Source organism: Brevibacillus composti (assembly GCF_016406105.1).
GTDB lineage: Bacteria > Bacillota > Bacilli > Brevibacillales > Brevibacillaceae > Brevibacillus > Brevibacillus composti.
The window spans coordinates 3,129,584-3,152,390 of sequence record NZ_CP066308.1 but is presented as its reverse complement, the minus strand read 5'-3'; the positions used below and the strand labels follow the sequence as shown (position 1 = coordinate 3,152,390).

The 22,807-nt window shown below is 53.1% G+C and carries 24 protein-coding genes and 1 riboswitch; of the genes, 15 read left to right on the top strand and 9 right to left on the bottom strand.

Annotated features, from left to right (window positions below):
- The first annotated feature begins 57 nt into the window (after positions 1–57).
- The 5 genes from JD108_RS15985 (at position 58) to JD108_RS15965 (ending at position 3,322) form a co-directional block, all read left to right on the top strand.
- Positions 58–336, top strand: coding sequence for a hypothetical protein (locus JD108_RS15985; RefSeq protein WP_228728441.1), 279 nt, complete (start codon positions 58–60; stop codon positions 334–336).
- 88 nt (positions 337–424) lie between these two features.
- Positions 425–883 (top strand): chemotaxis protein CheX, encoded by a 459-nt coding sequence (locus JD108_RS15980; RefSeq protein ID WP_198827013.1) that lies wholly within the window; start codon positions 425–427, stop codon positions 881–883.
- A gap of 215 nt (positions 884–1,098) precedes the next feature.
- A complete protein-coding gene (locus JD108_RS15975; protein WP_228728170.1) occupies positions 1,099–1,962 on the top strand; it encodes an ABC transporter permease subunit in 864 nt (287 codons plus the stop codon).
- A 36-nt stretch (positions 1,963–1,998) separates the two neighbouring features.
- The gene (locus tag JD108_RS15970; protein ID WP_198827012.1) at positions 1,999–2,925 is read left to right on the top strand and encodes an ABC transporter permease; all 927 of its coding nucleotides are present in this window, start codon (positions 1,999–2,001) and stop codon (positions 2,923–2,925) included.
- Between the two features lie 175 nt (positions 2,926–3,100).
- Positions 3,101–3,322: a helix-turn-helix domain-containing protein gene (locus JD108_RS15965; RefSeq protein ID WP_003387736.1), complete on the top strand. Its 222-nt coding sequence runs from the start codon at positions 3,101–3,103 to the stop codon at positions 3,320–3,322.
- Between the two features lie 65 nt (positions 3,323–3,387).
- On the opposite strand, the gene JD108_RS22700 is transcribed toward JD108_RS15965, so the two are convergent.
- Positions 3,388–3,882: a hypothetical protein gene (locus JD108_RS22700; protein ID WP_323958379.1), complete on the bottom strand. Its 495-nt coding sequence runs from the start codon at positions 3,880–3,882 to the stop codon at positions 3,388–3,390.
- 224 nt (positions 3,883–4,106) lie between these two features.
- Complete coding sequence (locus JD108_RS15955; protein WP_198827011.1) at positions 4,107–4,463, bottom strand: group I truncated hemoglobin; 357 nt, start codon at positions 4,461–4,463, stop codon at positions 4,107–4,109.
- Positions 4,464–4,975: 512 nt separating this feature from the next.
- Positions 4,976–5,068: riboswitch (cyclic di-GMP riboswitch) on the top strand.
- Positions 5,069–5,171: 103 nt separating this feature from the next.
- Here JD108_RS15955 and JD108_RS15950 point away from each other — a divergent pair.
- A complete protein-coding gene (locus JD108_RS15950; RefSeq protein WP_198827010.1) occupies positions 5,172–6,824 on the top strand; it encodes a methyl-accepting chemotaxis protein in 1,653 nt (550 codons plus the stop codon).
- A 50-nt stretch (positions 6,825–6,874) separates the two neighbouring features.
- Entirely contained in the window at positions 6,875–7,858 is a 984-nt protein-coding gene (locus tag JD108_RS15945; protein ID WP_198827009.1) for an HD-GYP domain-containing protein, read from the top strand.
- A 54-nt stretch (positions 7,859–7,912) separates the two neighbouring features.
- Here the strand turns inward: JD108_RS15945 and JD108_RS15940 are convergent, their stop codons facing one another.
- The 3 genes from JD108_RS15940 to JD108_RS15930 all read right to left on the bottom strand — a co-directional run bounded on the left by JD108_RS15940 (position 7,913) and on the right by JD108_RS15930 (position 9,067).
- The gene (locus tag JD108_RS15940; protein ID WP_198827008.1) at positions 7,913–8,122 is read right to left on the bottom strand and encodes a hypothetical protein; all 210 of its coding nucleotides are present in this window, start codon (positions 8,120–8,122) and stop codon (positions 7,913–7,915) included.
- A gap of 40 nt (positions 8,123–8,162) precedes the next feature.
- On the bottom strand, positions 8,163–8,756 hold the full coding sequence (locus tag JD108_RS15935) for a DUF421 domain-containing protein (protein ID WP_198827007.1): 594 nt from the start codon (positions 8,754–8,756) through the stop codon (positions 8,163–8,165).
- 143 nt (positions 8,757–8,899) lie between these two features.
- A complete protein-coding gene (locus tag JD108_RS15930; protein WP_198827006.1) occupies positions 8,900–9,067 on the bottom strand; it encodes a hypothetical protein in 168 nt (55 codons plus the stop codon).
- Between the two features lie 170 nt (positions 9,068–9,237).
- On the opposite strand from JD108_RS15930, the gene cysK reads away from it, so the two are divergent.
- The 3 genes from cysK (at position 9,238) to JD108_RS15915 (ending at position 13,480) form a co-directional block, all read left to right on the top strand.
- Positions 9,238–10,152 (top strand): cysteine synthase A, encoded by a 915-nt coding sequence (cysK, locus tag JD108_RS15925; RefSeq protein ID WP_198827005.1) that lies wholly within the window; start codon positions 9,238–9,240, stop codon positions 10,150–10,152.
- Positions 10,153–10,358: 206 nt separating this feature from the next.
- A complete protein-coding gene (locus JD108_RS15920; protein ID WP_198827004.1) occupies positions 10,359–12,014 on the top strand; it encodes a M20/M25/M40 family metallo-hydrolase in 1,656 nt (551 codons plus the stop codon).
- Positions 12,015–12,175: 161 nt separating this feature from the next.
- Positions 12,176–13,480 carry an IS91 family transposase gene (locus JD108_RS15915; protein ID WP_198827003.1) on the top strand — a complete coding sequence of 435 codons (1,305 nt, stop codon included), beginning with the start codon at positions 12,176–12,178 and terminating at the stop codon, positions 13,478–13,480.
- A gap of 282 nt (positions 13,481–13,762) precedes the next feature.
- Here JD108_RS15915 and gerQ read toward each other — a convergent pair whose 3' ends face one another.
- The 3 genes from gerQ to JD108_RS15900 all read right to left on the bottom strand — a co-directional run bounded on the left by gerQ (position 13,763) and on the right by JD108_RS15900 (position 15,377).
- A complete protein-coding gene (gene gerQ, locus JD108_RS15910; RefSeq protein ID WP_198827002.1) occupies positions 13,763–14,200 on the bottom strand; it encodes a spore coat protein GerQ in 438 nt (145 codons plus the stop codon).
- A 53-nt stretch (positions 14,201–14,253) separates the two neighbouring features.
- On the bottom strand, positions 14,254–14,676 hold the full coding sequence (locus JD108_RS15905) for a cell wall hydrolase (protein WP_198827001.1): 423 nt from the start codon (positions 14,674–14,676) through the stop codon (positions 14,254–14,256).
- Between the two features lie 131 nt (positions 14,677–14,807).
- Positions 14,808–15,377, bottom strand: a complete 570-nt coding sequence (locus JD108_RS15900; RefSeq protein ID WP_198827000.1) for a YqaA family protein — start codon at positions 15,375–15,377, stop codon at positions 14,808–14,810.
- A gap of 226 nt (positions 15,378–15,603) precedes the next feature.
- On the opposite strand from JD108_RS15900, the gene JD108_RS15895 reads away from it, so the two are divergent.
- The 5 genes from JD108_RS15895 (at position 15,604) to thrS (ending at position 21,597) form a co-directional block, all read left to right on the top strand.
- On the top strand, positions 15,604–16,668 hold the full coding sequence (locus JD108_RS15895) for a spore coat protein (protein ID WP_198826999.1): 1,065 nt from the start codon (positions 15,604–15,606) through the stop codon (positions 16,666–16,668).
- 78 nt (positions 16,669–16,746) lie between these two features.
- Complete coding sequence (locus JD108_RS15890) at positions 16,747–16,968, top strand: hypothetical protein (protein ID WP_198826998.1); 222 nt, start codon at positions 16,747–16,749, stop codon at positions 16,966–16,968.
- Between the two features lie 139 nt (positions 16,969–17,107).
- On the top strand, positions 17,108–18,214 hold the full coding sequence (gene mqnC, locus JD108_RS15885; protein ID WP_198826997.1) for a cyclic dehypoxanthinyl futalosine synthase: 1,107 nt from the start codon (positions 17,108–17,110) through the stop codon (positions 18,212–18,214).
- A gap of 164 nt (positions 18,215–18,378) precedes the next feature.
- The gene (gene ytxC / locus JD108_RS15880) at positions 18,379–19,296 is read left to right on the top strand and encodes a putative sporulation protein YtxC (RefSeq protein WP_198826996.1); all 918 of its coding nucleotides are present in this window, start codon (positions 18,379–18,381) and stop codon (positions 19,294–19,296) included.
- A 387-nt stretch (positions 19,297–19,683) separates the two neighbouring features.
- Positions 19,684–21,597, top strand: coding sequence for a threonine--tRNA ligase (thrS, locus tag JD108_RS15875; protein WP_198826995.1), 1,914 nt, complete (start codon positions 19,684–19,686; stop codon positions 21,595–21,597).
- Positions 21,598–21,718: 121 nt separating this feature from the next.
- Here thrS and JD108_RS15870 read toward each other — a convergent pair whose 3' ends face one another.
- Positions 21,719–22,756, bottom strand: a complete 1,038-nt coding sequence (locus tag JD108_RS15870; RefSeq protein WP_198826994.1) for a ThiF family adenylyltransferase — start codon at positions 22,754–22,756, stop codon at positions 21,719–21,721.
- Positions 22,757–22,807: the final 51 nt, after the last annotated feature.

Genomic DNA, 22,807 nt, shown 5'->3' with positions numbered 1-22,807 from the left:
CTGCTCTCCCCGCGCCGAAATGTATCGCGAAAGCATGCGGAGCAGCTGGCGGACAGGATGCATTTGTTGGAGCAGTTCGGCATTGAGCCGGTGCATTTGCTCGAGGACGGACCGGATTACCCGGCGGAGCGCTGCATCGCGGAATGCCTGGCCTTTGGAGATACGGTCTTTGCGTTTGACAACATCAGCCATCCCTACTGGCAATTAAGTTGTCACGAAATAGGAGTAGAGGTGCTTGACCTGCGCACATGCAGGCGTATTTTCACCAGAAATCCCGGTGTCCAGACAGGAGATTTGTTTCCTGTGGTACCTTTGGTTTCGATCCAAAGTCCTTGATATTTTTCGACAACTCCTTGTCTCTGCCAATTTTCGACATTATAATGGGCCCATGGGGAGAATTCTGCACGGGAAGGAAGGAACAAAGATGAAAGTCCAGTACCTCAATCCGTTTCTGGATTCCGCTTCCTTGGTTATTGCGCAGCTGTGCAACGTCACGATCCAACGGGGAGAAATGGAAACGACCGAATGGTACTATCGGGACGACCATACCTGGATTCGCGTCGGCATGACCGGACAGTTGGAAGGGGATGTCTTTTTCGGCCTGCAAAATGACCTGGCCCTGCGGCTGGTGTCCGCGATGATGGGAGGCTTTCCCGTCAATGAGCTGGATGAAATGGGGAAGAGCGCCATCTCCGAACTCGGGAATATGATTTCGGGAAATGCCAGCACGATCCTGTACAATCAGGGAATCGTCATCGATATTACACCGCCGCAATTTATCCATACCCCCGAAGGCATCTGGGTCTCGCGGCCAGCGTATACCGTTCCGCTCGATCTAAGCGATATGGGGCGGATGGAGATACAGGTCGTCGTAGGCAAGTAGACCGGCAGCACAGCCATCATGGCCAAACAGGAAAACAGCCGCAAGGGATGAAACAGCGCTCTGCATGGACAGAACGCTTTTTTCTTTTTTCTCCAGAATAGATTGGCGCTGGCACACAAGTGCGAATTATAAAAAAAGATAAAATTTTTTTGATTGTTCTGGCTGTTTTTTTCCAGATCGTGTATTGTTTGAGATAGTAAGGGGGGAATGAATCTTTGTCGTATATCAAGCAGCTAATCGGGATGTTTTTCCTCGTCGTGATTGTCTGCGGCGGTCCGTTCATGCTGTACTCCGTAAAAGAAGAGGTGCATTTTTCACCCGAAAACGTGGTAACCCGCACAGCTTATCTGCTCTCACAGATCGGTGAGGGCTCGCTCGGCACTTATTTTTCGGGGAACAGTGAACGGAGCATCGCTGAGGATATCGTTCCCTTTGCCATACAATCCTTTAAATTGATGTTTTGGAGTGTCCTGATCGCCGTCGTGGCCAGCCTGTTGTTTGGGCTGTTCCTGCAGCGCTTTTCCGCTGTCCGCCTGTTCCAGCGCGTGCTGAATCTGCTATCCACCATTCCTGATTTTGTCCTCATCATGTTATCCGTGATGGCCGCGATTCAGTTTTACAAGTGGACAGACATCCGCATCATTACCTTGTCCCCTACGAGCGATACCAACAATCTGTGGTTTCCGCTGACGATGCTGGCGATCGGTCCGACGATCTTTCTGATGAGAGTGATCAGTCTGAAGTACGAGCAGATCGGCGGGGAGGACTACATCAAGACGGCATTGGCCAAAGGGATGGGCATCTGGCATATTCTCGTGCACCACGTCTACAAGAATGTGAAGCCCTTTCTCGTGGCGGACCTGAAGAAAACAGTCGCCATCACCGTTGCCAATCTATTCGTTGTGGAATATCTGCTGAACGTCGTCGGCTTGACCCGGTTTGTCTTCACCAAGAACGGCCCCTTCCAGTTCAATGCGGCCGTCATGGGTCTGATCAGCATCATCCTGCTGTCGATTTTGGTCTATTCTCTCATCCGGGCGATCTTGTCCGTATTTGAACGGATCGCGGTCTATAAATAAGTACCACGAAGCAAGCAAAAAAGAGTGAGGTTTACCATGCAGACACTTCGCAGAAATCCGTCCCTCTGGCTCGGTGCCATGATGGTCATGTTCCTGATCGTGCTGGGAATCATCGGCCCGTTCGTGGCACCGTACGAACCGGATTTTCAGGAAAAATTGAAGACCGTGGAAGTGGATGGCAAAAGCGTCATCATCTCCCCGCCGCTGCCCCCCTCTGCGGAGCATTGGCTGGGCACGGACAAGTGGGGCTACGACATGCTGAGCAAGCTGCTGTATGGAGCGCCCTATACGATTTTCGTCACGATGGCAGCCGCGGTCTGCCGTCTGTTGATCGGCGGCGTGATCGGACTGTATATCGGGATTCAGGACAAGCCCCAGAAGTGGTGGCTGTCGATTGAAAATGCCTGGGGATACATGCCGATCTTTATCCCGGTCTATTTTTTGCTGGTGGGGATCAGCATTAATCCGGAGCTCTCCATTTCCAAGCTGGTGACGCTGTTCGTCGTGCTGGTCGCCATTCTGGGGGCGCCGAGCGTCGCTTCCTCCATCCGGCAAAAAACCGAGCAGATTAAGGAGACGCAGTATGTGCTGGCGGCCACCTCCCTCGGGGCGGGGCGGGAACAGATCATCTTCCGCCACATTTTGCCCCAGCTCAAAGAGCAGTTCATCCTGATCGCCGTCACCGAGATGGTGTCCGTCATGACTCTAATGGGCCTCCTGGGGATGTTTGACCTGTTCGTCGGCGGCACCATCATGACGTTTGATCCGGTGATCTTTCACTCCATCACCAACGAGTGGGCGGGCCTGCTGGGATCGTACAGGGGCTTTGTCTTCAGCAACAACATCCGGATCTTTCTGATTCCGCTCGGCGCCTTCATCTTGGCGATCAGCTCCTTTTCGCTGCTCGCCAAGGGTCTACGCGACCGCTTCCAGGAGACGTATAACCGAACACCCTATATTTAACGCAAAAGAGGGCTGCCCTCTCGGAACCCCTCGCCCAAATATTGAATAGGATGTATGGCAAAAGCCTAAAATCCCCGTAATTCCGGCACCACCACCCACCCCCCTACATAGGATAAGGTGACTCTGTAATCCCTCAACCTTGTTCCTGTAGAGCCCACAAGGAGGGGTGGCACGATTGAAGGGTAGCGACCAAACCAAGCCGTTGTTGACAAATCGAGAAAGAGAAGTGTTTGAACTCTTGGTCCAGGATAAGACAACAAAAGAGATTGCCGGACAACTCTTCATCAGTGAAAAAACCGTACGCAATCACATTAGCAACGTCATGCAAAAATTAGGTGTAAAAGGTCGATCTCAAGCAGTAGTCGAACTCGTTCGACTTGGTGAGTTGGAGATTTGAACCCAGTCCACACAACCCTCCCTTGTCTTCCCTTGCGATGGGAGGGAGGATTTTTTTTGCACCATTCAATAACGGCGACAACTGCATACGTCTAACTGGTCCAAATATGGGGGCGCCTGTTCGCAAAACGAGGGTGCCCCCCATTCTTTTCGTCGAGAGAGGTGCCAGGCCCCCAGGGGGATCGCAAAATGAACCGGCGTTCCTTGCCGTAAAAAAAGGCCACCTGTGGAAGCGGCCCACTTGTAGCGATCTCGATACAACCAGAGCAGATAAGCTTCCAGCAGAAAGACAAGGACTGCCAGCGGCAGCAGGGACGGGTCCACAAACAGATGGAAAAACAGAATATTGACGACGATCGGGGCCAAGACCGCCAAGGTAGCGGGGGTATAGCGGTTGGCTACTAGCAACAGCCCACAGATGAGTTCCACCGATTTTTCCAGCACCAGCAGATAGCCTGTTAACAACTCCATCGCCTTGGGGCTCGTGGGAAAGACAGGCTCATAGCCGAGGATGACCACCCAGCCGTTAAAGCCGGCACCCAGGAAAATGAGGGACAACAAAAGACGTGGTACATGCAGCCGCAGAATGTGCAGATCACACACCTCCAATTATGATCAGGCAACCGCGTACGGCTTCCTGCCATCGCCCATCGGCGAGAGGATAAAAAAATCGAGCCTACACCCAAATGGTACTACAACATTCCAAAAACAAGAAGCTGCGAAAATAACGGTCGTAAAAAAAGAAAAAAAGCCCTGAAAGGGGCCTGTAAAGAGGGATAGCGGATTTACTTGTACAAAATATCTTTCCGCAAGGCGTTTACCTTCTCCAATGCATCGCGGATGTCTTCCTCCTGTACGCCGAAGTGTCTGAGAGCTGCTTGCAAATGTGCGACAATCGCATCGAAGTGAACCGGCTGCAAATTCATCCCTTTATGGGCCGCGGCCATGGACTGGCCCGAATACTGATTGGGCCCCCCTAAGGCGTAGCTGATGAATTTGGTTTGATGCTTCCGCTGCTTTTCCATATCCGTGTTTGCAAAAAAATGATTCACGGTCTCATCTGCCAAAACCAATTCGTAAAAATAATCGACCACCTTTGAAATGGTTTCTTCGCCGCCGTATTTTTCGTAGAATGTCTCCATATTGAACCTCCTCGGCATAAGAACTACAGCTTAGTTCTTCCACCAGGAAAGCAAGTTTATGAAGGGGATGGACGATACGGTCCGTCACTCTTTCTATCCGACACTCTTTTCATAATGAATCAACGAATGTACATAGCGGCAGATGCATTGCGGGTCTCGCCGCTTTTTGTCGTGCGCCCTTCTCTCCCGTTATGCAAATGGGTATGTTTCCGGCAGACAGCGGGGGAAAATGAGGAGGGGCACAGAGGCGGAAGTTATCCATATCCACAAAGTATGTGACGGAGATGAGGTATGGTGATTGTCGTGAATTGTCGAATGCCGGTATTCGCGCGTATTATCGGATCGTAGGTCTAATTTATCAGCAAAATCAGATTCTTGTAGCAATTTTGGTTCATATCAGTTGCCCAAGGGTTTCCAATGCTGGGAATACCGTCTTGTTTTTTCGACAAATAACGATTATGATTGTCGTAAATACGTCGAATTTTATATGTTTATTTTCCAACCAATTTCATATCGAAAAAGGGCAAATCCATTGAAAGATGGAGACGCAAAGCTAGAGGGGCTAATATGCGAATTACGTTGCATGATGCCAGCCAGTTGCCGACAGAGTTGTCTTTGTTTTTTTCTGTGCGCGGGTCCCCTTTTGTCTAAAAAGGGGATTTCTTGTTTGCAGAAAAAGAAAATAGAGAAAGAGAAGGGGTGTTTTTCATGGCTGTGCTTTTGGGAATAACGAGTTTTGTCTCTTCTTCTTACCTCGTTAAAATTAATGAGGCAGACACCGATCTGATTGAAAGAAGAACGGTTATCTTAACGAATATTCTTCGGGTCCAAGTGGAAATAGCGAAAGAAAGCGAGCAGCTGCGGGGATATTTGCTTGCCCAGGAGCAGGAATACCTAAGCGAATTGCAGTCTTCGTATGATCTGATCGCCAACTTGATGGCGGACACGCGGGAACTGGCTCAAATCGAAGCATTTGAGAACAAATTAACCGAACTGGACGAGCTGAACCAACGATATAAACTGAGAGCCGACCATCTCTTGAATATGGTTCAATCGCAACAGCCCGCACAGGAAATAACCGACTATTACCGGTCAGAGGTACTCCCCTTGGGCAAACAACTGGATGCGACGGTAGAAGCTCTGGCCGAGGAACAGCTTCAGATCATGAACGAAGAAAGCAAGAAAAATACGGGATTGGTCAGAAGCGCAATTTCCACGGTATCCTTCCTCAGTGTGATTGCCGTGATCCTCGCAATTTTGATCGGACTGGTGATTTCGCGCCTGATCTCGAAGCCGATCGTTAAAATGGCGGCCATCGCGGAGCAAATCGCACAGGGCGATCTGACCTCAGAACCCTTTCAGGTGAAAAATAAAGATGAAATCGGCAATTTGGTCAAATCGTTTAATCAGATGACGGACAATCTGCGCAGCCTGGTAGGACAGATACGGATCACCTCCGAGCAGGTAGCCGCTTCCTCCGAAGAGTTGACGGCGAGTGCGGAACAATCCAGCCAAGCAGCGGAAATTATCGCGAAGACGGTCCAGGAAGTGACGGCAAACGCCGAGATGCAGTCCCGGAGCGTTAGCGAGAGCGGACAGACGATCCAAGAGATGTCGGTGGGTGTACAGCAAATCGCCATGAGCGCCCAATTGACCTCTTCCCTGTCCGTCCAGGCATCGCAAAAAGCATCGGAGGGGAATCAAGCGATCCAGCAAACGGTGAAACAGATGGATTCCATCCACCAGACGATGAATCAACTCTCGCAGGCAGTGGCCGAGATGGAAGAACAATCGCAGGAAATCGAACGCGTCGCAGAAGTGATCACCGGGATCGCTTCGCAAACCAATCTGCTGGCGCTCAATGCGGCCATCGAAGCGGCCCGGGCAGGCGAACAGGGGCGGGGCTTCGCGGTGGTGGCGGATGAAGTGCGAAAACTGGCGGAGCAATCTTCAGAATCGGCAGGTCAGATCGCTCAATTGGTGTCCACGATCAAAAATCGGACGCAGACTGTCGTGGAATCGATGGAGGTAGGCGTAAGCGAGGTGGACGCAGGGATCCGCGTCGTACATACCGCCGGCGAGCTGTTCGATGATATCAGGCGCAACATCGACGAGGTGTCTCAACAGGTTCAGGAAATCTCCGCCGCTTCCCAGCAGATTTCCGCCGGGACAGGACAGGTCGTGCTTTCAATCGAGGAGATTGAAGAAGGAGCTAAAACGGTGGCGGCCGAATCGCAGAACGTGGCTGCGTTTACCGAAGAGCAATTGGCATCGATGGAGGAAATCACTGCTTCCGCTTCCTCCCTCTCCCGCATGGCCGAAGAGCTGCAACTTGTCGTCGGGAAATTTAGAGTTTCCTAAGGTTTTCTTTGATTCACTGGCTTCTATGTCTTATTTCTAAAAGGAGCGCCATGGTTCCATTTCAGAAAAAAAGCTATTGGCAAAAATTGCAGCAATATCGCTTGCCTCTTGCTCTCATTTTTTTCCTTCTTCTTTGCACGACGGTATGGATCGACGGGTATCTTTATCCCGGATCGAATTTGATCGGTTTGTATCTGCTGAATTTTGTTCTGGCCGGCATTGTTTTCTGGAGAAGCATGGCCCTGCAAATGATTTCCGCGGCCCTGCTGACTTGCTTTTACTATTATTTTGCGCCATTCCGCTCTCCGCACATCAGCGTCATTTTCTTTAACGGGCTCACGTATCTTTTGGCGACATTATCGATCTCCTATGCCATCCGCTATCACAGAAGGGAAAAGGAAAACACCCTGAATCTGACTCTCGTACTGGCCAAATCACTGGATGCGCGGGACAAGTACACGGCGTTTCACTCGGAAAATGTTGCGATGTACGCCTATCGCATCGCCAAAGAGATGGGGCTTTCCCAGAAAAGCTGTGAACGCATCTACCTGGGAGGGCTCCTGCACGACATCGGAAAAATCGGGGTCCCCGAATCGATCCTGACCAAGCCTTCCAAGCTGACGGAGGAGGAATACGCGATCGTCAAGCAACATCCGTCGATTGGCTACGAGATGGTCAAGCATATTTCACTGTTTCGGAACAACGGCGTTCTCGACGCCATCCTCTACCATCATGAGCGCTATGACGGAAAAGGGTATCCCAAGGGCTTGGCTGGCGAGGAGATTCCCCAGGTAGCGCGCATCATGGCGATCGCGGATTCCTTTGATGCGATGACATCCAGGCGGGGCTATCGCGCGCAGACGGATATCCATTATGCGGTAAGGGAAATCCGGAAGAACAAAGGGACACAATTTGATCCGGTGATCGCCGATGTATTTTTGCAAATCGTCGAGAGGGAAGGGGAGGATATCCTCTCCCGCCGTGAGGAAACGGTTCGTTTGCCGAACCAAGACAAGGGCACCCATCTGCGTTGAGAGGGTGCCCTTGTGCAAGGGGGAGCGATTGGGGGAAGATCCCCCGCGTCGTTGTCAGCGTACATCATTTTCATGTACCATCGGATTCGAGCCGCTGTTTTTGGCTTCCTTCGCCAGCGTTTGCAGGCTGTTCAGGATACTGGTCATTCGGTTCACGTCATCTTGCAGCTCGTCGGGGGAGTTAACCCGTTGTTTCATCCCCTGTGCAAGTCCTTCTAACTGTTCCGCCAATCTGTGAACCAAGCCGACGTCAAATGATGCCATTGTAATGTTCCCCCCTTTCCGTAGGAGCTCGGCCGCGGAATTACTGCAGGTTCTGGGGCGGCGGTGCGGCGTGGCCGCGGACCAGCTCCGTAAACAGATCATCCGCTGCGCCTGGTTTGGCTGCGTGCTCGGGAAACCTGGTTTCGAGGAGCTTCATCAGCTGCTGAATGTCCTCCTTCGTGGCGGGCTGCTTCTCCGGCTTCAGCTGGTAGCCCAGGCTGCCGCTTGCCTCCAGGGTCGCGTATTCCACATCCTCGATGCGGGCGATTCCCGCCTGCCTCAGTCTCATCTCCAGCTTGTCCGCCGTGAGACGCAGCTTGCGCATGTTGGTGTGGTGCAACTGTCCATTCTCTATCACGACCACTGATTTGCCGCTGATCAATGTTTCCAGTCCATCCACTTTCATTTCTGCGTATTCCATGAGGATCATCATCAGGATGAGAACGGCTGCCAAGACAAGGGTCGTCCAGTAGCCATGGCCGCTAATCGGTTGAATCAGCAGCGTGCCGATGCCGATCATCACAATGACTTGCGCGATCGTCATCTGGGCGATGGACTTTCTCCCTCCGATCCTCAGGAGCAGCGTCCCAATCAGGATGATCCCGACCGCCTTCCAGACAAGTGTCCAATCCATGTGCAACCTCCCGCTGCCAACATATGCTGCACGAATAGTTTGTCCCGACCCGGGATATAGCAAACAGAGAACCGGTGTAGAACGGGGGTTATGCGCATCTGGGTAACTCCAGACAAAAAAAACGCGCCGAAGCGCGCATGTCTTTAGATATGATGATTGTGCTGGTCTATCTGATGCAATGTCTGATGGGCGATCGCGTCGTCCATCGGTTGCTTTGCTCCAAACTCGTCTTTTTGGCGAAGACTGTTCATTCCGGTAAAGCACCAGGCCACGCCAACCAATAAAACAATGCCGCCAAGCAAGTACAGCATGAGATCACTCCTCTCGACCGCTGATACCTTTAGAATAACATAAGTGGTAAAAAAAGTATTCCGTTTCCCGTGAAAAGTGTGATTGGCCTGAAAAAACCGCTCGTCTGCCATTTGAATCTGTAGTATTCTTAGTGTAATACTAAACATTAATTCCTGCCGAGGAGGCGCCTATGAACGTCTACCAGCACATCACCGAATGCATCGGAAATACGCCCATCGTCCGGCTTAACCGCATCGTTCCTGAGGGAGCGGCGGAGGTCTATGTCAAGTTGGAGATGTACAATCCTTCGCGCAGCGTCAAAGACCGCGCTGCCTATAACATGATCGTGACCGCTGAGGCAGAGGGGCTGATCAAGCCGGGTGACACGATCATCGAGCCGACCAGCGGCAACACGGGGATCGGTCTGGCCATGAATGCGGCGGCCAAGGGATACAGAGCCATTCTCGTCATGCCGGACAACATGTCCAAAGAACGGATCAATCTGCTCAAGGCGTACGGGGCAGAAGTCGTGCTCACGCCGAGCGAGCAGCGCATGCCGGGCGCCATCGCCAAAGCGGTGGAGCTGCAAAAGGAGATTCCCGGCAGTTTTATTCCGCAGCAATTTGAGAATCACGCCAATCCCGGTATTCATCGCGTGACGACCGCTCGCGAGATATGGCAGCAGATGGAAGGCAAACTGGACGCTTTTATCGCAACGGCGGGTACAGGCGGGACCATTACCGGTACGGGAGAGGCCCTGCGGGAAAAACTGCCGGGGCTGTACATCGGAGTGGTGGAGCCCAAGGGCTCTCCCGTACTCTCCGGGGGCAAGCCGGGCCCGCATAAGCTGGTCGGGACCAGTCCTGGCTTCGTGCCGCCGATACTGAACACAGGGATCTACGATGAAATTATGCAGATTGAAGACGAGGAAGCCCTCTCCACCATGCGCGCGCTGGCGGCCAAAGAAGGCATACTGGTCGGTCCGTCCTCCGGTGCGGCTGTTTTTGCTGCGATCCGGGTCGCACGGAAGCTGGGCACGGGGAAAAGGGTCGTGTGCATTGCGCCTGACACGGGCGAGCGCTATTTGAGCATGAATTTTTTCTGAGTCAAGTTTGCCGAAAAAGCCTCCCGCTCTCCGTTGGGACAGGGGAGGTTTCTGCTGGGAATTTTATTAATATTGAAAAAACATGCGCATCCGGGCAGGAGGCTGCTTGCGCCTGACGAATGGGTAAGGGGGGAGAAATAGCCCAGATTGATCAAAGGGCGATGACCCTGTACCAAGACCGATCGTACCCTGGGAGGAGAATACAGATGTTGTCCTGTCGAGAAGACGTACTTCGCATCACGGATGAACTGGTTCAGGTAGAAAGTGTCGTCAATACGCCGGGCGAGATTGATGTCGCCCGCGCCTTGCATCAACGTTTGGCAGCGCTGCCGTATTTTCAAAAGCATCCGGAGAGCCTGCTTTTGTCCCGGACTGTCGACGATGAAGTCGAGCGCTACAATGTTCTGGCTTTTGTCAAAGGAACCAAGGACCCCGCAAACAACCGCACGGTGATTTTGATGGGGCATATCGATACGGTAGGGATTGAGGATTACGGCCATCTGAAGGAGAAAGCCTGTCACCCGCAGGAACTGATGAAAGCGCTTCAGCATGAGCCGCTGCCGCCCCTGGTCAAAGAGCAGCTTGAATCCGGGGAATGGCATTTTGGACGGGGCGCGCTGGACATGAAGAGCGGGGTAGCCAGCCATGTGTACCTGCTCAGCTATTACGCCGAGCATCCCGAAGAGCTGGCGGGAAATCTGGTCATGCTTGCGGAGTGCGACGAGGAGGACAGCTCTCACGGCGTTCTCTCCGGCTTAAAGGATCTGAAGCGCTGGAGAGAGGAGCATGGCTTTGAGTACATCGCGCTGATCAATTCCGATTTCGTCGCGCCGCTCTATGAGGGGGATGTAAATCGGTACATCTACAAAGGGACGATCGGCAAGCTGCTGCCTTCCTTCTATATTACCGGCGCGGAGACGCATGTGGGCTCCTGCTTTGAAGGGCTCGACCCCAATTTTCTCGCGGCCGAGCTGACGCGGCAGATCAGCTACAATCCCGAGCTCTGCGATGAAGCGATGGGCGAAATCCCGGTTCCGCCCGTATCCTTGAAGCAGACCGACTTGAAGCCGTCCTACACCGTGCAGACAGCGCTCTCCGCCTATGTCTACTACAACTTTTTCACCGTCTCCTGGTCGCCGAAAGAAGTGCTGGAGAAGCTGAAGGTGCAGGCGGAAATCGCCTTTGCGAACGCTCTGCAAAGCCTCAACGACCGCTATCGCGCGTATCGGGAGCGCTGCGGCGAGGTGTATCTGCCGCTGCCCTGGAAGCCGCGCGTGATGATTTACGAGGAGATGAACCGCCAGTTGCGCGAGGAGCATGGGGCGCGTTTTGAGGAGCATATGAAGGCTTTCAAAGAGAAGCTCCTGTCGGACAAATCCCTCGATACGCGCATGTTTGCTGCCCGCGTGGTCGAAGAAGAGTGGACCTGGATGAAGGATAAAAGTCCGGCCATGATTCTGTTCTACTCCTCTCTCTATTCGCCTGCGATCGAAATCAGCGGCAAAGACGAGCGGGAGGTGCAGCTTCTGGAAGCGCTGGAGGAAGCCGTCGCGACAGTCCAGCCAAGCTACGAGCATCCGATCGTCACGAAGAACTTCTTCCCGTACATCTGCGACATGAGCATGGTGGCGCTTCGCGACGATGAAGAGGCGATTCGCGCGGTCAGCGATAACAACCCCGGCTGGGGGACGAAGCACTACGTCAACTATCAGGACATTCGCGAGCTGAATGTCCCGGCGATCAACATCGGCCCGTATGGCTACGATGCGCATAAAAAGTACGAGCGGATGGAAATCAAATTCTCGGCGGAAATTGTGCCGACGGTGACGAACCACGTCATTCAGCGGCTGATCGGCGGGTAAATGGGATTCAAGAGAAAGAGCTCCGGAGACAGCGTCTCTCGGAGCTTTTTTGTAATATCGGAAAGTATATAATTTTAGGGCGTGAGCCCCTTTATTTTAATATCGGAAAGTATATAATTTTAGGGCGTGAGCCCCTTTATTTGTTTTGGTAAAATTAAGATATGGAGACGAACATTCTTAAACAAATTTTTATGGAACACTGGCAACCTTTTGTAAAAAAGTATGACAAGCGAATTCGACCTTCGGTTCTGAAGGAAGTCGAGAAGTTTTTGAACTGCGGTGACCCGAAGAAAGGGTTTAAGCTGCTAGTTTGTGAGGGTTGCCACAAAACGAAAAGAATTCCTTTCCGTTGCAAAGGACGATTTTGTACAACCTGCTCTTGCGGTGAAACCGAAGAATGGAGCCGAATCATGAGCGAAGAGGTGTTACAAGTAAATCATCGTCATGTCATTTTTACAATTGACGAAGGATTACGGGATATTTTTCGAAGGCATCGTGCGATGCTAAAAGAATTTATGGATGAAGCGGTTCGAGTAGTTCAAAAATGGTTTGAAGAGAAATTGAAAGTTACCCCAGGAATTATTGCTGGATTACATACATTTGGCTCGCGTTTAAACTTTAACCCCCATGTACACATGCTAGTTACCATGGGTGGAATGAAGAAAAATGGGGAATGGAAAACCTACGATTACATTCCTTTTGAGATGTTACGAAAGCAATGGCAAACCGTTGTACTTAAACTCATTCGCAGATCATTGAACGCAAAAGACTTAAAACAAGTTCAGCCATTACTTCAAAAAGCCTATTCCGCAAATGGAGAAGGCTTTTATGTGCATGCCCCAAAACAGAAAGGTAATGTGAAAGTTCAAATTGGTTACATCGGTCGATATTTTCGTCGACCAGCTATTGGTCTAAATCGTATTGAGCAGTACGATGGAAATACCGTAACCTTCCGATACCATGACAAAACAAATGGACAAGAAAAGCGCGAAACAGTAAGTGTTGAGGAATTTATCGGACGTCTTATTAGCCATATACCTGATGGGCAGTTTAAAATGATACGGCATTATGGGATCTACGCAAGAAGAAGTAAAAAAATTGCTAAACAAAAGATATCTATTTGGCAACAAGAGATGCAAAGAAAAATTGTTCAAATTAAACGGTACCTGACGCGTAGGAAGTGGAATCAACGGATAAAGGATCAAACGGGAAAAGACCCACTCGTCTGCTCTCGCTGTCAGTGTTACTATGAATACAAGGGAGAAGTCTGCCTAAAAGATGGAACCCTTGTTATTAAGCATGCTCTTTGTCGTCAATCACGAGCGTGTCTGGAAGGGATGATTGAAGATCTCACAGGTGTCAAAAAAGAAAAAGGCAAAGAAAAATCGCAAAGCACTCCTGGAAAGTTTCCGAAGGAAACAAGAGAGGAACGAGGTCGTCAAATATGTTTGTTTAATGTGTCATGAGACAGAGGAAATTCCATTAAGCGTAGTTCGCGATTTCGATGCGATGGATGATGGCGACCCGACTGTTCCACCTCAATTTGGATGTGAGTATTGCGGAAATCCTATGTACCCTGAGTATTATAAAGGCTTGCATGGATATGAATACAAACTTTCGGATATCCTCTAACGCCAAAAGGCCCGGAGCTTCTCTCCGGGTTTTCTTATATAGAATGAAAAAACACCTCCCGGAATCGTGTGATCAAACGATTTGCTGGAGGTGTTTTCGTTTTCGCCGATGCGTTCTTAGCGGGTGCCGAAAGCCAAGGAAGGCGGAATGTAATTCAGCTCTTCGTCGGCGGTGATGTAATCCGTATTGACCATCAGCAAGAGAAAACGCTTGCCCGTCTGCGGGTCACTGAGGATGATGTGGTCCCGTCCCGCTGTCTCCAGCACGCCGCGGAAAATCTTCGCGTTCCACTGCGTGTTGTTCTCGAAGGTTTGGTAGACGGTGATCACTTTGCCGCGGTTGAGGCGGAGGATGTTCTCGATGTAGGACTCCTCTACCACCTGTCCGGGCGCCAGGGGAGTGCCGGGAATCATCGAGCCGCTCGGCTGCATCGGCGTGACTTGCTGCGTGCCGGGCATTCCGGGCTGACCCATCTGGAATGGAAAGGTCGAGGACGGATACATCTCTGTGTAGGGGTAGGCCGTATACGGATTATAAGGCATTTGCTGACTCATGATGAACTCTCTCCTTTTTTTGTCTTGCAAGCACCATCAACAAACAAAGCCAATCAGTAGACGCGGGGACAATCCTGGGGAGTGGGGACGAAGAAGCAGTGGGCCTTGTATCGTCCGGAGTTTCTTTGGTTGAACCATTGTGCGGGACAGTTGCCGCTCGGCCGGAAGAACCAGAGCGCATTCGAGGCGGGATGCTGCCTTTCCCCTTTAATGACCCTTCGTGCCAGGCGCCGCTCTTTGTCTCTTGCGCGCTGATAAAAGTACGACTTATGCACCGCTTCATACCCGCCGGGGGATTGGAACACCATCTGCCGCATCGTCCGAATCCCGCGAAAATCCAGACAGTTGGACAGAATGCGGTTGACGCCGACGTTTCCCACCATGAGCATGCCTAAATCTCCTTCTCCCTCCGCTTCCGCCCGGATTAAACGGGCCAACATGTCGACATCTCTGGAGTTTGCCTTGATGACGGCCATCGCTTCACCTCCTCCGAAAACTCACACTTCCAATATATTGAGGGTTCTGCAATAGGTGAATGTCCACGAAAGAAAACGCGCCCGGGAGAAGTGATCCGCTCCCGGGCGCGTTGCTCTCTTTTATTCCGCAGTCATGCCAGCTTTTTCTTTTTTCGCTTATTCCAGATGAACCAGGCAATTGCAACGATTGCCCCGATACCCAGAACGCTGATCTCCAGGTACTCGTCGAGCAGCACTTTGGCGTGTTTGCCGTAGAGATGAAACAAGACGCCGATCAGATAAAATTTGATTCCGCGGCCCAAAATGGCGAACAGCATGAGCTTGGTCAGCGAGTAATTAAAGACACCGCTGAGGATGGTAAAGACCTTGAACGGAATCGGGGTGAACGCGCCGATCAAGACGGCCGTATCCCCGTTTTTATCGAATTGTTCCGTCGCGAGCGCCGTCCATTTTTCCGGAAGAATCTTTTTCAGAATCGGTTTGCCCAGCCATTTTCCCAGTATGTAACCCATCGGCGCTCCCAAAATCGAGCCGGTAAAGGCTATGGTCGCATAGCGCAGGGCGGAAGAGGGGTCGATCAGGCTCATCGCGATCTGCAGGAAAAACGGGGGAACCGGGACGATAAACGAGTCCAGAAAAGAAAGTCCAAACAGGCCCCAAATTCCGTATTGCATAAAGGCTTGCGTGATTTGTTCAAACATGAGCGTCTCCTCAATTGAATTATCCTTGACCTTCTTTCCATTATACAGGAAAGCGGGTGGTTTCTGTAGTTCTATATATGCCTTGTACGAGGGGATATGTCTGGTACTACGTTTGGCGGCGAAAAGAGTTACAGCCTTCCGGGCAAATTCGCAGGGGAGCTTGCTTCTATTTGCCAGAAAAAAGGGACATACTGTTAGAGATTTTGAAAAAGGAGGAATCGATTCGATGCAACCCCACGTGTACGGCGCTCACGAAGTGATGGAGCTGCACGAAATCTTGAACGGGGCCGTAGATGCGATCAATACAGCGCAATTGTACGCGCCTTATGCCCGGGATCCCGAATTGGTGCAGCTTCTTCGCCACCAACTGCAATTTATGGAGACGGAATACAACAGCATGGTCCAGACCATCCGCGGACTGGGAGCCGGTGAAGGTTTGCCGTATCGCCCGATCAGCTCGCCGGGAGCAAATGCGTCAGCGATGCCGCCTGCCCCGCAAGCTGCCCACCCGACGCCATCCGCCCAGCAGCCCAATACCCATCCGAACCAGATGGATGATCGCGACGTCTCCTCCGCTATGCTGGGGCTGCATAAGTCGGGAGCGGTATTTAAAATGGCGGCAGCACTGGAAGCGGCTCATCCCCAGATACGCAGCATGCTCCTGCAAAGCGCGGTCAATTGTGCAAATCAAGCCTATGAGACGTGGAATTACATGAAGCGCAAGGGCTACTACCCGCTGGTAGCGATGCCGGAGAGTGTCAATGCCCAGCTGCTGAAAGGGTATCAACCCACCGCTGGGATGGCACCAGGGGCGATACAGCAGATGGCTCCGGGAGCAGTCACTCCGTCTGTCCAGCAGAACGGCACGCTGTTTACCAATTCCGTGGAGCCGGAGGGGCCGCTCGCCAGGCATTCGTCCATGCTTCCAGGGATGGCGGTGCCGGGGGCAGCCCTCCAACAGCCCCAGCTGACTCAACAGCCTCAGCTGACCCAACAGCCTCAGCTGACCCAACAGCCGCAGCTGACCCAACAGCCTGCGCAGCTGACCCAGCAGCCGATGCAGGCATCCCCACTATCGATGCAGCCGCCGCCGGTCAATGCCAGCCAGATTTTTTCCTCGCCGCAGTACCGCCAGGAGCACTACGGGGGCGGGGACGAGCTGGGGATGGCAGCCGAGCCGGAAGCGACGATGGCCTCCGAGACCTATGGCTCGGCCAGCGTGCCGCCCGCGAGTGACAGCAAGCAGAAAGGCGGACGCAAAAAGAGCGCAGCCGATCCTGCCAGCGGGTAAAAAGTCTGCCGTGTGCATTGACGCTGGGAAAGATTGTCTACTACTATAGAGGTACAGACCACATGGGGGAGGTACCGGATGAAAACACTGGGATCGGGGAAAGTCACCTTCTATGCGCCAAATGGTACGGCGCTGGAGTTCAAAGGGGAAATCGACGTGCGGGGAGATCGGGTATCGGTTACGGAGATTATTTACTTCAACGGCAAACCAAACGGAGCCCGCGAGATGAATCTGCCGCTCGGGCAGTCCGTCATCTATTGGGACCCGGAAGTCTATGAGGAAATCGGTTTCGAAGCATAAACGTGAGATGCGAGAGCAAAGCAGTCTTGCCGCCGGCAGGGCTGCTTTCTGCTTCCCGGGGAGCCTGCAGGGGTTCTATCCCGGCTGCTTTTATGATACGATGAAGCGTGGACGACATGTTGCGAGGGAAGTGATCCTTTTGATCGATCATATTTTGGAACGAGCCTTGGCGGGAGAACGCCTGGGACTGGAAGACGGGTTGGAGCTGTTTGCCAGCAATGAACTGGAAAAGCTGGGCCATTACGCCAATCTCGTCATGCAAAAATGGCATCCGGAGCCGATTACGACGTTCGTCATCGGGCGAAATGTCAATTATACCAACGTATGCGATACGTATTGCCGATTCTGCGCTTTTTACAGGCCGCCCGGATCGAAAGAGGGCTACGTCCTGTCCAATGAAGAGATTTACCAAAAAATTCAGGAGACCGTCGACGTCGGAGGTACGGAGATATTGATGCAGGGCGGGACCAATCCGGATCTGCCGCTTGACTATTACCTCGAATTGTTGCGCGGCATCAAGCAGCGGTTTCCACAGATCACGATGCACTCGTTTTCCACGGCGGAAGTCAAAAAGATGGCGGACGTCTCCGGACTTCCGATCGAGGAAGTGCTGCGCCAGTTGAAACAGGCCGGCCTTGATTCCCTGCCGGGAGCAGGGGGAGAGATTCTCGACGATCGGACGCGGCGAAAAATTTCCCGTCTGAAAGGCTCCTGGAAAGAGTGGATCGATATCCAAAAAGCGGCCCACCGCGCCGGCTTGCCGGGAACAGCGACGATGGTGATCGGCTTTGGCGAGGAGATGGAGGAGCGGGTGCTCTCTCTCATGCGCATACGCGAAGCGCAGGATGAGACGGGCGGCTTTACCGCCTTCATCACCTGGACGTTCCAGCCGGACAACACCAATATGAAAGCAGTCAACAACACGCCCGAGGAGTATCTGAAAACGCTGGCGATTGCCCGGCTGATGCTGGACAACATCCCCAACTTCCAATCCTCCTGGGTGACCATGGGGCCGGAGATCGGGAAGCTGTCGCTCAGCTACGGGGCCAATGACTTCGGCTCCACGATGATGGAGGAAAATGTCGTGTCGGCAGCCAAATGCGCCTATAAGGTAAATACCAACCTGATCCTGCAATTGATCAGGGAGGCGGGGAAAATCCCGGCACAGCGAAACACCAAGTACGAGATCCTGCGCGTCTTCCAGGAAGGCGAGCAGGCCGAAGTGGACTTTGTGATGCAAAATTAACCAGTTGCACCATGCCCAGAGAAAAGAAAAACGTACACGGCGCCGCTCGCAGGCGTCGTGTTTTTATTTGCCCTGCAACCTTCCCGCTCTTTCCATCCGTTTAAAAGTATATCGCCCCTGGTGGGACATATACTGTAACTACATTGCGGATTGGGGGGATCAAGATGCAAGTGTACGCCCTGTTATTTGAAAATATCCCTGCTCATTGTGATGCGTTTCGCTCCATTTTGGGGGACTTGACGGAGCGGGTCAAGACCGATCCGGTATGCATTACATATGAGGAATACGAGCAGGGTGACTATAGATTGTTCCGCTTCCAGAGCTGGTGCCGCGAAGAGTACAACGCGGAGACGATCGACTGGGCGCGGGCGTTTATCGCATTGGCAGTGGCCGAGTGGGTCCTCCGCGTCAAAGAGCCGGAAGTCATGGAAGAGATGGCAGCCGACTTGATGGAGGCGGAGCTGCTCGAAGAGGAGTGGCCGTCTGTCCTCCCGTTTATCCATCGGCTCTGTCTGGAACAAGATTTCACCGAAAGTGCCCTGCACATGTCGACGAGGAAAGCGAAGGTCTACCGAAAGGTCTTTGACTACTTCGAAGACGAGCGGCAGTTAAACGTGCTCGGTTTTGTCCGCTTTCGGCTGCAGGAGCACTGGAATGACCTGTTCGAACTGGTGGAGACCGGTCTGGACGACTATCTGGAGGATCAGCAGTACCAGGAATTCGTGGACCTCCTGCGTTACTTCGTCGCGGATCAGGAGACGAAGCAGGAAGTGGTGCACGTCGTTCCTAGTGTGGACAAACCTTTCCATCTCTATGACAAACAGGGGAATCGAATCTTTCTGGAGCAGCTGGATGCGATCCTGTGCGTAGAGGAGCAGCGCTGCCGGGAAGAGGATTATCTGGTCAGTGCCCTGGTCACGCTGGCGCCGGAGCGGATCATCCTTCATCTGGGCGAGGACAGGCTCCCGTTGATCCAGACCGTGAGAAGCATTTTCGAAGCGCGGACGGTCACCTGTCATTCCTGCTCCCTTTGCCTGTCGGGCAGACGCATACTTGACGGGAACAAACCGACTCCTTTATAATACGAAAAACAACTCCACACGGAAAATACAATGAGAAGGACATGAAGAATGCTGTCGCAGCTTCAGAGAGGCGGGTCACAGGCTGGAAGCCCGCTGCATGCAGGTATTGCTTTACCCCCTTCGAGTAGCCGCCGGGAACGAACAGAGCGGAGTCTCTTCCCTCTGCAGTATCGGCGAGCCGGTTTACACCGTTATTTGGATCAAAGCGTTCTGCCTTGATCTCTTCTCCGCCCGCGGCCCGGCATGGCCTGGCGCACAGCAGCAGAGGAGAGAGGCAGTTCACAAGGGTGGTACCGCGGGTAACAAGCACTCGTCCCTTTGGGGATGCAGTGCTTTTTTGATTTCCCTGAAATGAAAAAAACTGAAACTGGAAAGGAAGTATGGCTTGTGGCACAAATTCATGTGACTTTTCCCGACGGCGCCGTCCGTCCCTATGAAGCAGGCGTCTCCATCGAAGAAATCGCCGGCTCCATCAGCTCCAGCCTGAAGAAAAAGGCGGTAGCCGGAAAAATAAACGGCAAGGTCGTCGATCTCTATACGCCAGTCGAGGAGGATGCCGCTGTCGAAATCGTGACGCTGGACTCCGCCGACGGTCTGGAAGTCTATCGGCACAGCACCGCTCACCTGCTGGCCCAGGCAGTCAAGCGACTGTACGGCAAAGAGGTGAGACTGGGAATCGGCCCTGTCATCGAAGACGGCTTCTACTACGATATGGACATCCCGGCAGCACTCACGCCGGACGACCTCCCCAAAATCGAAGCCGAGATGGAAAAAATCATCAAGCAGGACCTGCCGATCCGCCGCAAAGAGGTAAGCCGCGAAGAAGCGCTGGCCATGTTCTCCGAGCTGAACGATCATCTGAAGCTGGAGCTGATCCGCGATCTGCCAGAGGATGCAGTCATCACCATCTATGAGCAGGGTGAATTTTTCGACCTGTGCCGCGGCCCGCATCTGCCGTCTACCGGCTATATCAAGGCCTTCAAGCTGATGAGCGTAGCCGGCGCATACTGGCGCGGCAAGTCGGAGAACCAGGTATTGCAGCGCGTATACGGCACAGCCTGGCCGAAAAAAGCGGAGCTGGACGAGTACCTGCATTTCATCGAAGAAGCGAAAAAACGGGATCACCGCAAATTGGGCAAAGAGCTGGAGCTGTTCATGTTCTCCGAAGAAGCGCCCGGCATGCCTTTCTTCCTGCCGCACGGCTTCACTGTCCGCAACGAGCTGGAACAGTTCTCCCGCCGCTTGCAGCAGCTCGCCCATTACACAGAGGTGCGCACGCCGTTTATCATGAATCAGCGTCTCTGGCTCCAGTCCGGCCACTGGGATCACTATCATGAAAACATGTACTTCTCCGAGGTGGACGACACCACGTATGCGCTCAAGCCGATGAACTGTCCGGGCCATATGCTGATTTACAAAAACAAAATGCACTCTTACCGGGACCTGCCGATCCGCTATTCCGAATTCGGCCAGGTGCACCGCCACGAATACTCCGGCGCGCTGAACGGCTTGCTCCGGGTGCGCACTTTCTGCCAGGACGATGCCCACGTCTTCGTGCGTCCTGACCAGATCGAGAGCGAAATCAAAAACATGATCCAACTGATCGACCGGATCTACAAGGTGTTTGGCTTCGAGTACAGTGTCGCATTGTCCACGCGTCCCGAAGACTCGATGGGTTCCGACGAGCTGTGGGAGATCGCCGAAACCTCGCTGAAAAACGTGTTGGAGCAGGCTGGCATGCCGTATGAGATCAAGGAGGGAGACGGCGCCTTCTACGGTCCGAAGATCGACTTCCAGATCACAGACGCGCTGAAGCGCCGCCACCAATGCGGCACCATCCAGCTCGACTTCCAGATGCCGGAGAAGTTCGACCTGAGCTATGTCGGCCAGGACAACGAAAAGCACCGCCCGGTCGTTCTGCACCGCGCGATGTACGGTTCGATGGAGCGCTTTATCGGCATCCTGATCGAGCACTACGCAGGCGCGTTCCCGGTTTGGCTCACGCCGGTGCAGGTGCGCCTGATGACCATCAACGAGGTTCATGTGGAGTATGCGCAAAAAGTGAAGGAACAAATGGAGCAGGCGGGCATTCGCGTAGAACTGGATGCGCGCAACGAAAAAATCGGCTACAAAATCCGCGAAGCGCAAGTGCAAAAAATCCCGTACATGCTGGTCATCGGGGAAAACGAAGTGGCAGAGGGCACCCTCTCCGTACGCAAGCGCGGTGTGGGTGACGAAGGCGCCATGACCGTGGCGGCCTTCCTCGACAAGATCCAAAAAGAGATTGCCGAGATGAAATAAAACGGGTTACTCCGTTTGGGTGTTAGATCAAAAAAAGAGAAAGGTGCTGTCCGCAAATAGCCGGACAGCACCTTTTTTGATTGCAGCTTCGCCTGATTGGACTTCTCTGTTTTTCCTGAGCTTAATGTCCCACATACCTGGCGTACAAGATCCGGGCCACGCCGATGTCATCCGTTCCCTGTACGAGCACCCGTCCATCTTTGAAAAAGACAAGCGTATAATCGTCCGCGTGAAAGCGGAGCAAAAACGGATTTTTTTCCACGCGTCCGATGCGCTGAAACCTCTCGGCCAGCTGCTCCAGATCGACCGTTCGCGGATGTGTCGGACTGATTTGCACCGTGTCCCTGCCGCAGAGCGTAGCGAAATCCTCCGTCTCCGCATCTCCGCTGTCCAGGTAGCTGAAGCTCCTCTTCGCGCAGGCGGGACAGTTGGGGTTTTTTCCCTCGCGGATATCCATCTGCAGCTGATCATTGTGCCAGATGTCGAACTGCTCCAGGTGGGGATTCAGCCTGTCTTCGGCACCGACAAGCAATTTCAAGCCTTCGGTGGCCTGGTAGGAGGCGACGAGATGGACGGCGGGGCCGATGACGCCGACCGTGTCGCAGGTCTCGCCCCGGCCGGCCGGCGCGTGAGGGAAGAGGCAGCGGAAGCAAGGGGTGATGCCCGGCCGGATGACGGCAAACATGCCTCTCGCGCTGACCACGCCGCCATAGACCCAGGGGATCTGATGCTTGACGGCCACGTCGTTGATCAGATACCGGACCTGGAAATTATCCGTGCCGTCGAGGATCAGGTCGGCGTCGGCGAGCAAGGACTCGGCATTGACCGGCCCGAGGTCGGCGATCACGCCTTCGATCGTGATGCCGGAATTGACGGCCTGCAATTTTTGCGTCGCGGCCACGGCTTTCGGCAGATGCTGGCGGGCATCTTCCTCATCGTAAAGCATCTGCCTCTGAAGATTGCTTTCCTCGACAAAATCGCGGTCGATCAACCGCACATGTCCCACTCCGGCGCGGACCATGTGATTGGCCAGCACCGTTCCGAGTGCGCCCATGCCGACGATGACAGCTTTCTTTTGTCCGAGCCGCTCCTGACCCTCCCTGCCGATCGGGGCGAATCGTATCTGCCGGGAATAGCGTTGCTTTTGATCCGGATTCATGGGTTCCCCTCTTTTCCGCTTTCAATCGCATTTGATCTCGGGCCAATCACT

Coding starts and splice junctions, on each gene's coding strand:
- JD108_RS15985 (WP_228728441.1), top strand. CDS start 58: ATGCATTTGTTGGAGCAGTTCGGCATTGAGCCGGTGCATTTGCTCGAG.
- JD108_RS15980 (WP_198827013.1), top strand. CDS start 425: ATGAAAGTCCAGTACCTCAATCCGTTTCTGGATTCCGCTTCCTTGGTT.
- JD108_RS15970 (WP_198827012.1), top strand. CDS start 1,999: ATGCAGACACTTCGCAGAAATCCGTCCCTCTGGCTCGGTGCCATGATG.
- JD108_RS15955 (WP_198827011.1), bottom strand. CDS start 4,463: ATGGAGACATTCTACGAAAAATACGGCGGCGAAGAAACCATTTCAAAG.
- JD108_RS15950 (WP_198827010.1), top strand. CDS start 5,172: ATGGCTGTGCTTTTGGGAATAACGAGTTTTGTCTCTTCTTCTTACCTC.
- JD108_RS15945 (WP_198827009.1), top strand. CDS start 6,875: ATGGTTCCATTTCAGAAAAAAAGCTATTGGCAAAAATTGCAGCAATAT.
- JD108_RS15940 (WP_198827008.1), bottom strand. CDS start 8,122: ATGGCATCATTTGACGTCGGCTTGGTTCACAGATTGGCGGAACAGTTA.
- JD108_RS15935 (WP_198827007.1), bottom strand. CDS start 8,756: ATGGATTGGACACTTGTCTGGAAGGCGGTCGGGATCATCCTGATTGGG.
- JD108_RS15930 (WP_198827006.1), bottom strand. CDS start 9,067: ATGCTGTACTTGCTTGGCGGCATTGTTTTATTGGTTGGCGTGGCCTGG.
- cysK (WP_198827005.1), top strand. CDS start 9,238: ATGAACGTCTACCAGCACATCACCGAATGCATCGGAAATACGCCCATC.
- JD108_RS15920 (WP_198827004.1), top strand. CDS start 10,359: ATGTTGTCCTGTCGAGAAGACGTACTTCGCATCACGGATGAACTGGTT.
- JD108_RS15915 (WP_198827003.1), top strand. CDS start 12,176: ATGGAGACGAACATTCTTAAACAAATTTTTATGGAACACTGGCAACCT.
- gerQ (WP_198827002.1), bottom strand. CDS start 14,200: ATGAGTCAGCAAATGCCTTATAATCCGTATACGGCCTACCCCTACACA.
- JD108_RS15905 (WP_198827001.1), bottom strand. CDS start 14,676: ATGGCCGTCATCAAGGCAAACTCCAGAGATGTCGACATGTTGGCCCGT.
- JD108_RS15900 (WP_198827000.1), bottom strand. CDS start 15,377: ATGTTTGAACAAATCACGCAAGCCTTTATGCAATACGGAATTTGGGGC.
- JD108_RS15895 (WP_198826999.1), top strand. CDS start 15,604: ATGCAACCCCACGTGTACGGCGCTCACGAAGTGATGGAGCTGCACGAA.
- JD108_RS15890 (WP_198826998.1), top strand. CDS start 16,747: ATGAAAACACTGGGATCGGGGAAAGTCACCTTCTATGCGCCAAATGGT.
- ytxC (WP_198826996.1), top strand. CDS start 18,379: ATGCAAGTGTACGCCCTGTTATTTGAAAATATCCCTGCTCATTGTGAT.
- JD108_RS15870 (WP_198826994.1), bottom strand. CDS start 22,756: ATGAATCCGGATCAAAAGCAACGCTATTCCCGGCAGATACGATTCGCC.